The organism is Bradyrhizobium sp. (assembly GCF_049581145.1).
GTDB lineage: Bacteria > Pseudomonadota > Alphaproteobacteria > Rhizobiales > Xanthobacteraceae > Bradyrhizobium.
The window spans coordinates 1-10,252 of the sequence record NZ_JBAURI010000671.1; the positions used below are offsets into that span (position 1 = coordinate 1).

Below are 10,252 nucleotides of genomic sequence, written 5' to 3' on the forward strand. Positions count from 1 at the left end.
ATCTGGAATGGATGCCTGATTTCGCCAGGGCCGGCTATTCGCAGAAACTCCACGCACAAGAGCGTAAGGTCTATTTCCCGGCCACACGCAGCTCTATCATCGGGGAGATCGGCGACAACATCGGCCGCGGCGGGCGCACTGCGCTCTACGGTGTGGATGAAACGGCGTGGCTCGAGCATGGCTTAGTCGTCGATGCGGCACTGGCCAACAACACCATGTGCCGACTTGATCTGTCCTCGGTGCATGGCATGGACAATAGCTTTGCCCAGAGGGCCCATGATCCGAAGGTGCGCAAGTTCATCTTTGCGTGGCAGCACGATCCGCGCAAAGACATGGCCTGGTACGAGAAGTATCTGGAGACCTGGGGCCCGGTCATCACCGCGCAGGAGGTGGATCGCAACTACCAGGCCTCGGTGGAGGGAGTCGTCATTCCGGCCGAGTACGTGGAAGCGATGGTCGATGCTCACATTCACCTGCAGCTGGACATGACCGGCGAGCGGCGCGGCGCGTTCGATGTGGCGGACAAGGGCGCGGACAAGAACGCATTCGTGGGCGGCTGCGGCAATCTGGTGACAATGGCCAAGAGCTGGTCGGGGCAGGCGACCGGGGATATCTTCGCCAGCGTGCAAAAAGTCTTCGGCTTGCTCGATGACATCAACGCGCGCGAATTCAGTTACGACGCAGACGGTCTGGGCGCGGGCGTGGAAGGCGATGCGCGGGTGCTCAACGAGGAGCGGCGCAAGGCGAGGCGGCACACCATCCACGCGCATGCGCACCGCGGATCCGCTGCCGTGCTATTCCCGAAACAGGAGATGGTCGAAGGCCGGCGCAACGAGGACTTCTTCGAGAACCGCAAGGCGCAGGTTTGGTGGTCATTGCGTCAGCGCGCCCAGGCGACCTACCGCGCGCGCAAGGCAATGAAATTCGATCCTGATGACATCATCTCGATTGACTCGAAGCTGCCCGAACTCGCGCAGCTGAAAATCGAACTGTCGCAGCCGCAGTACGACAAGGCCAAGTCGGGGAAGCTCTTGATCAAGAAAGCCCCCGATGGCTCGGCCTCGCCCAATCTGGCGGACGCGTTTTGCATCTACTTCGCCCCGCGCTCGATGCCCTTCAAGATCTCCGATGCGTATCTGGCCCGCTCGCGCGCGCTGGCGGATCAGACCTAGTCGGGCGTACCATCGGGCAGGTTTTATGTCAAACCCGTGAAGGGGGATCTCACCATGCCGCTTCTGCCACGCCTCTCGAGCGAGGCCCAGCGTATTCTTGAGGCCAAGTTAGCGTGGCAGCAACGGATGCTCGCGCTAGCCGACAAGGCGCAGGAGGAGAAAGACGAGCCCGAGCAGCCCGAGCAGCCCGAGCAGCCCGAGACGTACGACGAGAAGCCCAAGTAAATGCCCGCCAGCGCCGCCTTCTCGCTCTCGCTCCTGGAGCTGCTGCTGGCGAACACCGCCATCGCCAATGTGGGCAATACGGCGGGCCTGGCCGGCTCCAGCGGCGGCGGCAGCCCTGGAAGCCTGTACCTGGCGCTGCACACCGCCAGCCCCGGCGACGGCGCCCAGAACGTCAATGAGGCGGCCTATCCGGGCTATGCTCGAGTGGCCATCGCCCGCGGCTCCGGTCCCTGGACGTTCACGGCCGGTAATTCGGTCACGGGTGTGCCCAGCTCGGCGGTCAATGCCGCCCAGATCGCCTTTGCGGCCGAGACCACCAGTTCGTACACCGAGACCGAGACCTACTTCAGCGTCGGGGTGGCGATGTCGGGGGCGACACAGGTGCTGATCTACTTCCCGCTCAATACTTCCTTGGCAGTCTCCCAGGGCGTGGCGCCAACGTTCCTACCCGGGCAGCTCACGTTGACGGGGGATTGATTTATGAGGATCACAGCATGATGCGCAAACTCATTCTCGCTCTCACGCTGTGCACGTTCAGCGGCTTAGGCCAGGCCGCGACGCTCTACGTCAGTGAATTCAAAAACTACCCGGGCATTTACCAGGCGCCGCTCGCCCCCGAAGTCACGCATCAGACCGTGGCGATCGGCGGCTCCTCTGCTCGTTCCAATCCCTTCAACGTGCAGACCCAGCTGATCGAAATCGTCTGTGACACCACCTGCTCGGTGCAGGTCGGCAGCACCACACCCACCGCGACCACCAGCAGTCATCGCATGGCCGCAGGCGTGCCAGAATTCTTCATCGTGCAACCTGGGGATGCAGTGGCTGTCATCTCCAATTCATGAGCTTCCTGATCTACTGCGTCTTCGCTTGCATCTTAGGGCGCGTCAATTCTCTGATGGGCTCGCCGATCTGCAATGATTTGGGCTGTAGCGGGCCTCCCCCTGGGACTACGTTTCTCACGAACGACGCGCAGACGATTTTCTTGACCGATGATGCCGGCGCTTCGCAACTCTACTCAGGCTAGCCCATGAAAACACTGTTGCGTGCTGTGCTGCTACTGCTTGCCGCAGCGCCCGCCTTCGCCGCCAACGAGGGCTTCAACACCTTCACGCTGGGACTGGGCGCCTCCACCACACTCGCCGGCACCGAGGATCTGGTGTGCGTGCAGGGCGGGGTCTCGACCAAATGTACGCCGGCACAGATCGATGCCTACGTGGCCTCGCAGATCTTGGGCACGGCCAACACCTGGAGCGCACAGCAGACCTACACCGCAGCCGTACCCATGCTGATGACTGCCGCGGCCAATACCGGGCCGTCTGTGTACTACCAAAACCTGAACGCACCCGCCAATGGCGGCCTGTGGGGCATGGTCTTTGATCGCTATGACATGTCTTTGCAAACGCTGACAGACGCTTACGCTTTCGGCTCGCAGATCATGTCTGTCACGCGCCAGAGCGGAGGATCAACCAACGTAAACAGTATCGCTTGGGGGCAAGTCGGCGGCACGACAAATTTCGCCTTTAATGGCACCGGCATCTTTTCAGGCCAGCCCGTTAACAATCTGTTTGCCGAGCCCCCCCCAAGCGCGAGCACATTTTACGTTCCGAACGTTTATCCACCAGGATCGGCAATCACCACCGCGGCAATCATCACGGCGGCTAATGCAGCTTGTTCAGCCGGCGGCGGTGTCGTGCTACTGCCGCCGGTTTCAATTGCGCTCACCGCGTCTTTGCCATTGTGCAACGGCGTGATCTACAGCGGCACCGGTTACGGCATGACCCCCGCCCCTGGCACCGTGAATCCGGTCGGTACAGTGTTGACCGGAAACAATACGTTCCCGGCCTTCGCCTACAACACAACTGCGCTCGGTTCAGCACAGACGCAGACCGCATTCCTGCAGAGCATGCTTGTGGGCGCGGGCATCATGAACATGACCATTGGCGGGTCCACGACCTCAACCAGTTTCACCTACGGCATCGATATAGGTGCGGCATACAACGGCGGTTGTGCCGGTTGCGTATTCGAAAATTTGTTCCTGATGAACAACGGCCAGTATGGCCTATGGGACGAGAATTTCGACGGCGGCCGAATTCGCAACGTGCAATCGGTCGGCAATGGCGCCAGCGGCACGCAATCCGCTCCTGGCGGTCAAGCCGCGTTTGTGTCCTCGGCTGGCAGCGCGTGGGTACCGGGCAATCTTCAGATTCTGAATCTTTCGACGCAGGCACCGCCGTCCAATGCGTACAACACACGCAATATCCTCATCGAGGCTTATAACGCCAGTAAGATCAACGCGCTGACGTTCGACAAGGTGCAATCCAACAGCGGCGGCGTTTTGGTCTACGGTGGCACCAAACAATCAGCTTCCGAGATCAGCGGGCATTCGTGCATCAGCGTTACGGATTCCACTAAATTCGCGGTCGGCGAACCGGTCGCGTTCGACACTAATGCCAACGATTATCGATTCAATCAAATCTATTTTGTGACTGCCATCAACCCGACCGGCTGTACCAGCAATGGCCTGGGCATCGGAAACTACGTCGGCGCTGCGGCGATCACCAATGCCAATACTGTAAGCGCGTTTGCGAACATCTTGGCCGGCGGTTTCCCGGGAATCGAAGTCGATGCGCTCGACACGTCCACCATCCAGCCGAGCGATTACACCGGCATCGACATCGAAGGACAACAGACAGTAGCTATCCATATTCAGGGCGCCTTCGGCCAGCACTTCAAAGGCGGTCTAGTCCCTAATGACGGATCGATCACGGGCGGCAATAGCACGGATGGGGCAATCCGCACACTGTCTGTGCGCACTGTCGCGGGTGGGTCAACGTCCTATCGCAACGAATTTGACTTGCCAAATGGAGCCTCCCCCGATTTTGGATTCGACTACACCACACAGCAGAATATTTTGGAGGGTGCACGTTTTGAATTCGGCGCGGTTAATAACAGTGGCTACAACACCGGATTAGGCTGTTCGATTATCTCAGCCACCAATAATGCGCCTGGCAGCGGCTTCGTGACTCCGCTGTTGCCGAGCCTGGCATGCTACTTCGACGGCGCATATCAGCCGGACATCTACGAGACCAACACCAGCAACGCGCTATTCATCCAACACCCGTTTCAAAATCTAGTGGATCAGATCAGCGCGGCGTCCGGTCAATGCTACGACGCCTACCATCCGAGTTACGCGCACACGAACGCTGGCAATGACAGCTGCACACTACCCACCATCAATGCTCAGTGGGTCGGCATTACGCTGGATTTCAGCAACCCGCAACCGGCCAATACCTGGACACTCATCGGCGGCACGCTTGGCAGTAGTGATGGCACATGCACCACAACCGGCCCGCAGAACATCGTACAGGCTGGCGCGAGCGCCAATAGTTACGCTATTCCGGCCAACACCAACGTGCAGATACGCGCTTACAACAACAACGGTGCGTGCTACTGGGGTGTTTTCACGACTTTGAAGGATCTGTCCGGCACTACCGGCAGCCTCGGCGGCAGTGCGCTAATCGCCGGTGCATGTAGTTCAACAACTGTATCTATCACCGGAGCGACTACCGGCATGTCAGCCGTCATGAGTGGCGCTGGCGGCAGTGATCCGGGCGGTGCATATCAAGAAAAGGCTTGGATCAGCTCATCCAATACTGTGACCGCTGAAGTTTGTGCCGTAGTAGCCGGCACGCCTGCGGCGCAAACGTACAATGTTCGTGTTCTGCAGTAATTTCTGATGAACGCCAGCGGCGGACTCACATTCGGCGGCTCAGGCACTCTCACCGGCATCGGTGAAATGCTAGCTCGCGGCGGCCTCACACTCGCAGGCTTCTACGGCCTCACACTGCTCGTGCCGACGCCCAACGTCGTCCCCGGCCCATCCGCCAACGGCTATGAGTTCTATCCGCAGCCCTTCGGCGCGTTCCCGGTTCCGATCGGCATCAACGAGCCCTATGCCTTCGACTGGACTGCCTATCTCAGCAACTTCTGGCAGCCGGGCGCCCACATGCAAACCTATTCCCCGCCGGTGCGCCCCTCCTCACCCAACGGCTATCAGTATCGATGCACCCAGGCGGGCGAGAGCGCTGATACTGAACCGACCTGGCCGATTGTGTTGGGACTGACTGTCATCGACGGCTCTGCTATCTGGACGTGCGAAGATGTGGACACTACCTCGCTGCTATCCTCTGTCGCATCGGCGCAGTGGTCGGCTGCCTTCGGCATCGCCGCGACATTCGGCGCCATTACCGCAACGAGCACACCGGTGCTTATCGATACCGCAGATGCAAGCGCGGGCACCGACTATCCTGTCAGCGCCACAGTGAGCTTCTCGGACGGCAGCACGCGTGTGGGCACGATGCTGTTTCAGATCCCACAGTCGCTGGCATGATCAAACGCTTAAAAGCCTGGTTGCGCCGCTGGCTCCAGATCCCAGCTGCGACGCCTGCCGAAAGCCAATACGACGGTTTTCACATCGATGGCTCACGCATTCGAGCGCGCGCCAAGCAGATCGAGGTGGACGGCTTCGGCCCCAAGCGCCGCAAGCTGGAGATGCCGCAGTTGCCTCCCAGCGTCAAACCACCTGAGATGGCGATGGACGATGGCGGACAGACCTTTCCGCTCAACAACTGGGCGAGCAATTTAGGCAGCGGTCGGGATTGCGGCCTGTACTGGCCGGGCTATCCGTATCTGTCGGAACTCGCCCAGCGCCCCGAGTATCGCGCGCCGGCTGAGACCATTGCCGAGGAGATGACACGCAAGTGGATCGTCTTCAAATCCAGCGGCGAGGGCGACAAGTCCGATCGTATTGCAGACATCGAGGATGAGTTCGAGCGCTTTCAAATCAGGGATTTGTTCTATCGCGCATCGGTGAAGGAGGCGCTCTTTGGCCTGGCGCACGTCTTCATCGATCTGGACGGCCACGAAAATCACGATGAGCCGCTGGTGTATGACGCCAACACCATCGCACGCGATTCGCTCAAGGGCTTTCGCCTGGTCGAGCCGATCTGGTGTACGCCGGTCACGTGGAACGCGAATGATCCGACCCGGCCGGACTTTTATCATCCGACCAAGTGGATGCTGCTCGGGGTGCAGACCGACTTCACGCGCCTGATCACTTTCATCTCGCACGAGGTGCCGGATCTGATCAAGCCCTCCTACAACTTCGGCGGCATCTCGCTCTCGCAGTTGATCGAGCCCTACGTGAATCGCTGGCTGCATACGGTGTCCAGCGTCAATCGCCTGATCAGCAACTTCTCGATCATTGTGCTGAAGACGCGCATGGACGCCATACTGCAAAGCGGCCGCTCAAGTGGACCGGAAGACCTGGCGCAGTTCGATAAACGAATAGAGGTATTCGTCACCAACCGCGACAACCAGGGCATCTTCATGACCGACAAGGAGTTGGAGGAACTCGACCAGGTCGCCGTCCCCTTGTCAGGATTGTCCGAGCTGCAAGCCCAGGCGCAGGAGCACATGGCGTTCCCGACCAAAATTCCGCTGGTGAAATACTTTGGCATCTCCCCATCCGGGCTCAATGCTTCGAGCGAAGGCGAGCTTGACGTGTTCGACGATCATATCCACGCATTGCAGGAATCCTTCTATCGACGTCATCTGCGCTCGGTGCTCAACCTGATCCAGTTGAACAAGTGGGGCAATATCGATGAGGACATCACCTTCGAGTTCGTGCCGCTCAAGGAACTGGACGGCGAGGCTGCGGCTCGAGTCCGTAAGTCCGCCTCGGATGCTGGGATTGCCTACATCAACGCCGGTGTGATCGCTCCCGAAGAGGAGCGCGAGCGCTTGCAGCAGGATACGGATTCGGGCTACGTGAACCTGAGCGATGAACTTCCAGAGCCTCCGGGCCTGGAGGACGGCGACCATCCCGACGCGCCGCAAGACGCGGACCTGATCAAGAAGCTGCTCGGCAACAATGCCCCTGGCAAATCCAATCAACCCGCAGCAGCAGCCGACCGATAGGTGCTGCGTCGCCAGCTGCATCGCGATGGCGATCGGTATCGACGTGCACGAGATGGGCTGGCCGCTCGAGGCCGAGTTCTCCATTCAAGACTTCGGCGTCTACTTGGTCGGCCAAGGTGTGTGGCTGCGCCCCTGCATTCGCATCGGTGGCTTCGGTGAACACCTGGAGCCGAACCGCCTCTATATCGTCTCGGTGCCCTCGCTCAACGACATGGCCGGCGCGCACTGCGTGCTGCTCGACAAGCGCCGCGACTGGCCACAGGTGATTGATCCTCACATGGGGCGCGATGGGAAACGTGTCTACAGTTACGTCGATGAGAGCATTGCGTTGGATTTCTGCGAGCTGCTGGAGTGAATGCGAACGAGATCACCCTGCGCGCCCTGCGCAGCAACGCAGGCCTCGAGAAGTGGTACCGCGAGAAGCTCCAGGCCCTGATCAAGGCCATGGCCGAGTCGATGCTGCTGCACATCAAGGCGGCCTACCCCGAGGATGCGCAGATCGGATTTGCGCGCGACAGCGATCCGATTGTCGAGCTCACCCACGCGATGAACAAGTGGGGCCGACGCTGGACGCGCAATCTGAACGACGCCTCGGATGAGATCGCCAAGATGTTCGCCAAGCGCTCGAGGAGAAATCTCGACACCGCATTCATGGCAGCGCTCAAGGACGCGGGCTTCACGGTCAAGTTTCGGCCCACGGCGGCGATGGTGCAGGCGTATCGCGCTGTCGTTTCGGAAAACGTCAATCTGATCAGATCGATCCCGCAGAAATTCCTGACCGACGTGCAGTCGCAGGTGTGGCAATCGGTGATGAAAGGCGCCAAACAATCGCAGCTCGCGCAGGGGATTCGCGAGAAGTACGACCTTAGCTGGAGGCGTGCGGCTCTCATTGCGCGCGATCAGAACAACAAGGCGAAGGCCGTCATGGAGGAAGCGCGCCGCAGCGAACTGGGAATCGATGAGGCCATTTGGATGCACAGCGGCGGCGGCAAAGAGCCCAGACCTGAGCACGTCAAGTGGGGCGCGCAGAAAAAGCGCTACAAGATCCGCGAGGGCATGTACTCCAGCGTCGATGGCGCCTACGTCTGGCCCGGCACCGCCATCAGCTGTCGCTGCACCAGCCGTTCGATTATTCCGGGCCTCTCGCGCTAGAATCGGTTCCAAGATGTGGCCATGAGCACCCCCGATGTATCCGCCATTCTGACCGGCTTAGGCGTATTGCTGTCCGGTCTCGCCGCAGCCGGTGCCTGGTTAAGCTCCTGGCGCAATGGCCGCAAGCTCGAAGTGGTGCATCAGCTCACCAATTCGCTCGCCGGCTCACGCGCGGATGCCAGATACCGCGAGGGCGTCGCGGTCGGCACCGCCGACGAGAAGACCCGCGCGGCTAGCGTGCCAGCCCAAAAAGACTGAACGCGGCGGCAAACACCGAGCCATGAATCCGGATCATGTGCTGCTGCGTGCGGGTCGAGAGCGCATCCCATTTCCCCCACATGCGCTCGAGCTGATTGGTAATGGGGTCGCTCATTTTGACACCCCGAACATCGGCGCGCGCTCACCCTGGACATGGTGATAGTCGTTCGGCCCGCCACCGCTCAACGTGAGCTGCGCATCGGCGAATTTCGCCCGGTACGCGTCCATCTCCCTCAGCGCGCGTGACAGCAGCGCAAAGCGGCCGCTGATTGCGTACTTGCCGGTGTCGGCGTTGTAAGTCTCCATGAGGGTAATCATGACATGGTGCTCGCGACGAACTGCGCGCGCAGCTCGGCAATCTGCTGCTTTGCGTGGCTCAGCTCGGTGGCAATCGACTGATCCGAATGCAACTGCGCCGGGAACAGTTCCACGTGGCACATGTAATTCATTAAGTCGTTGATACGTTCACAAATCGCGCTACGTACGGCCGGGTGCATCGTGTTCATGCGGGTCATCCTTACTGCAAAGTTCGGTAGATCGTTTCGACGAGGCCATTGTGCGCAAAGCGCTCGTCCAAAACGTTGACGTGGCTCACATAATTTGACTTACCCCGCCGATGCGCATAGCGTTCCCACGCCGATATGACATAAGCAGCACTCAAGGCGCGCACTTTGGATGGCAGTTTCGACGACGGCGGCGAATTCGGTACGATCGAAGGATTTCGACCGGCGCCTGCATGTCGAGTCCTCCGCCATCACCAAGGCCAATATCTGCCCCTACAAGGGTGGCGAGATCCCGAACTGGCAGGCCCTGGGGCTCGATCCGCTCAAGACCTATCGTCTGCTGCGCGATCCTCGGGAGCTGGACAAAGCCGCCTCGACCTTCAACAGCATCCCGATCCTGATCCGCCATGTACCGGTCTCGGCCAAGGCGCCGCGGCAGGATTTGGTCGTCGGTACGACCGGTTCGCAGGCGCGATTCGAAGCGCCCTATTTGAAAAATTCGCTTGCGCTATGGACGCAGGAAGCGATCGATCTGGTCGAGCGCGACATCAAGCGCGAACTGTCGAGCGCCTATCGGTATGTGGCGCTGATGACGCCCGGCATTTACGAGGGTTTGCCCTACGATGGCGTGATGACGCAGATCGCGGGCAATCACGTGGCGCTGGTCATCGAGGGGCGAGCCGGCCCGGATGTATTGGTGGCGGACGAATTACCGAGGAGTTTACGGAAAATGAGTGAGACCGCTGTTTCGGCCGCTGTCGCCAAAGCGATTGCTCCGTTCCTCAAGTCCGTCAGTGCCGAGGACAAACGCGCGATTGCGATGGCTCTGGATAGTGCATTGGGCGAAATGCCCACCTCCACCGGTCACATCTCGCTCGACGAGGACCTGGACGACGAGGAGAAGAAGAAGGCCGAGGACGAGTACTGCGCCGACAAGAAGATGGCGCGCGATGAGATGTCCGA

At 60.1% G+C, this 10,252-nt stretch carries 13 protein-coding genes and 1 pseudogene; 11 read left to right on the forward strand and 3 right to left on the reverse strand.

Going from position 1 to position 10,252, the window contains the following annotated elements:
• From WCB02_RS21860 to WCB02_RS21905, 10 genes and pseudogenes are all read left to right on the forward strand, one after another.
• Positions 1–1,172, forward strand: a pseudogene (locus tag WCB02_RS21860) (hypothetical protein); the annotation flags it as partial.
• A 54-nt stretch (positions 1,173–1,226) separates the two neighbouring features.
• Positions 1,227–1,397, forward strand: a complete 171-nt coding sequence (locus tag WCB02_RS21865; RefSeq protein WP_423961331.1) for a hypothetical protein — start codon at positions 1,227–1,229, stop codon at positions 1,395–1,397.
• Positions 1,398–1,874: a phage tail fiber protein gene (locus tag WCB02_RS21870; RefSeq protein ID WP_423961333.1), complete on the forward strand. Its 477-nt coding sequence runs from the start codon at positions 1,398–1,400 to the stop codon at positions 1,872–1,874.
• A 17-nt stretch (positions 1,875–1,891) separates the two neighbouring features.
• Positions 1,892–2,239, forward strand: a complete 348-nt coding sequence (locus WCB02_RS21875; protein ID WP_423961335.1) for a hypothetical protein — start codon at positions 1,892–1,894, stop codon at positions 2,237–2,239.
• A 185-nt stretch (positions 2,240–2,424) separates the two neighbouring features.
• Positions 2,425–5,127: a hypothetical protein gene (locus tag WCB02_RS21880; RefSeq protein WP_423961337.1), complete on the forward strand. Its 2,703-nt coding sequence runs from the start codon at positions 2,425–2,427 to the stop codon at positions 5,125–5,127.
• A 6-nt stretch (positions 5,128–5,133) separates the two neighbouring features.
• Complete coding sequence (locus WCB02_RS21885) at positions 5,134–5,787, forward strand: hypothetical protein (protein ID WP_423961339.1); 654 nt, start codon at positions 5,134–5,136, stop codon at positions 5,785–5,787.
• Complete coding sequence (locus tag WCB02_RS21890; protein WP_423961340.1) at positions 5,784–7,376, forward strand: DUF1073 domain-containing protein; 1,593 nt, start codon at positions 5,784–5,786, stop codon at positions 7,374–7,376. Before WCB02_RS21885 ends, WCB02_RS21890 begins: the two co-directional genes overlap by 4 nt.
• A 25-nt stretch (positions 7,377–7,401) precedes the next feature.
• Positions 7,402–7,731 carry a hypothetical protein gene (locus tag WCB02_RS21895; protein ID WP_423961341.1) on the forward strand — a complete coding sequence of 110 codons (330 nt, stop codon included), beginning with the start codon at positions 7,402–7,404 and terminating at the stop codon, positions 7,729–7,731.
• Positions 7,728–8,528, forward strand: a complete 801-nt coding sequence (locus WCB02_RS21900; RefSeq protein ID WP_423961342.1) for a phage minor head protein — start codon at positions 7,728–7,730, stop codon at positions 8,526–8,528. Before WCB02_RS21895 ends, WCB02_RS21900 begins: the two co-directional genes overlap by 4 nt.
• 21 nt (positions 8,529–8,549) lie before the next feature.
• Complete coding sequence (locus tag WCB02_RS21905) at positions 8,550–8,786, forward strand: hypothetical protein (RefSeq protein ID WP_423961343.1); 237 nt, start codon at positions 8,550–8,552, stop codon at positions 8,784–8,786.
• Here WCB02_RS21905 and WCB02_RS21910 read toward each other — a convergent pair.
• The 3 genes from WCB02_RS21910 to WCB02_RS21920 are packed head-to-tail and all read right to left on the reverse strand — an operon-like array spanning position 8,761 to position 9,292.
• Complete coding sequence (locus WCB02_RS21910; RefSeq protein WP_423961345.1) at positions 8,761–8,901, reverse strand: hypothetical protein; 141 nt, start codon at positions 8,899–8,901, stop codon at positions 8,761–8,763. The two genes, WCB02_RS21905 and WCB02_RS21910, sit on opposite strands and share 26 nt — an antisense overlap.
• The gene (locus WCB02_RS21915) at positions 8,898–9,104 is read right to left on the reverse strand and encodes a hypothetical protein (RefSeq protein WP_423961346.1); all 207 of its coding nucleotides are present in this window, start codon (positions 9,102–9,104) and stop codon (positions 8,898–8,900) included. The genes WCB02_RS21910 and WCB02_RS21915 overlap by 4 nt, the downstream gene beginning before the upstream one ends.
• A complete protein-coding gene (locus tag WCB02_RS21920; RefSeq protein ID WP_423961348.1) occupies positions 9,101–9,292 on the reverse strand; it encodes a hypothetical protein in 192 nt (63 codons plus the stop codon). The genes WCB02_RS21915 and WCB02_RS21920 overlap by 4 nt, the downstream gene beginning before the upstream one ends.
• A gap of 169 nt (positions 9,293–9,461) precedes the next feature.
• On the opposite strand from WCB02_RS21920, the gene WCB02_RS21925 reads away from it, so the two are divergent.
• Positions 9,462–10,252 (forward strand): DUF2213 domain-containing protein (locus WCB02_RS21925; protein ID WP_423961350.1); only part of this gene is annotated, 791 nt, incomplete at its 3' end.

Excerpts from the sequence above, each read along its gene's own strand:
- WCB02_RS21915 (WP_423961346.1), bottom strand. The coding sequence starts at position 9,104 with ATGATTACCCTCATGGAGACTTACAACGCCGACACCGGCAAGTACGCA.
- WCB02_RS21910 (WP_423961345.1), bottom strand. The coding sequence starts at position 8,901 with ATGAGCGACCCCATTACCAATCAGCTCGAGCGCATGTGGGGGAAATGG.
- WCB02_RS21870 (WP_423961333.1), top strand. The coding sequence starts at position 1,398 with ATGCCCGCCAGCGCCGCCTTCTCGCTCTCGCTCCTGGAGCTGCTGCTG.
- WCB02_RS21885 (WP_423961339.1), top strand. The coding sequence starts at position 5,134 with ATGAACGCCAGCGGCGGACTCACATTCGGCGGCTCAGGCACTCTCACC.
- WCB02_RS21890 (WP_423961340.1), top strand. The coding sequence starts at position 5,784 with ATGATCAAACGCTTAAAAGCCTGGTTGCGCCGCTGGCTCCAGATCCCA.
- WCB02_RS21895 (WP_423961341.1), top strand. The coding sequence starts at position 7,402 with ATGGCGATCGGTATCGACGTGCACGAGATGGGCTGGCCGCTCGAGGCC.
- WCB02_RS21865 (WP_423961331.1), top strand. The coding sequence starts at position 1,227 with ATGCCGCTTCTGCCACGCCTCTCGAGCGAGGCCCAGCGTATTCTTGAG.
- WCB02_RS21905 (WP_423961343.1), top strand. The coding sequence starts at position 8,550 with ATGAGCACCCCCGATGTATCCGCCATTCTGACCGGCTTAGGCGTATTG.
- WCB02_RS21880 (WP_423961337.1), top strand. The coding sequence starts at position 2,425 with ATGAAAACACTGTTGCGTGCTGTGCTGCTACTGCTTGCCGCAGCGCCC.
- WCB02_RS21920 (WP_423961348.1), bottom strand. The coding sequence starts at position 9,292 with ATGAACACGATGCACCCGGCCGTACGTAGCGCGATTTGTGAACGTATC.
- WCB02_RS21875 (WP_423961335.1), top strand. The coding sequence starts at position 1,892 with ATGATGCGCAAACTCATTCTCGCTCTCACGCTGTGCACGTTCAGCGGC.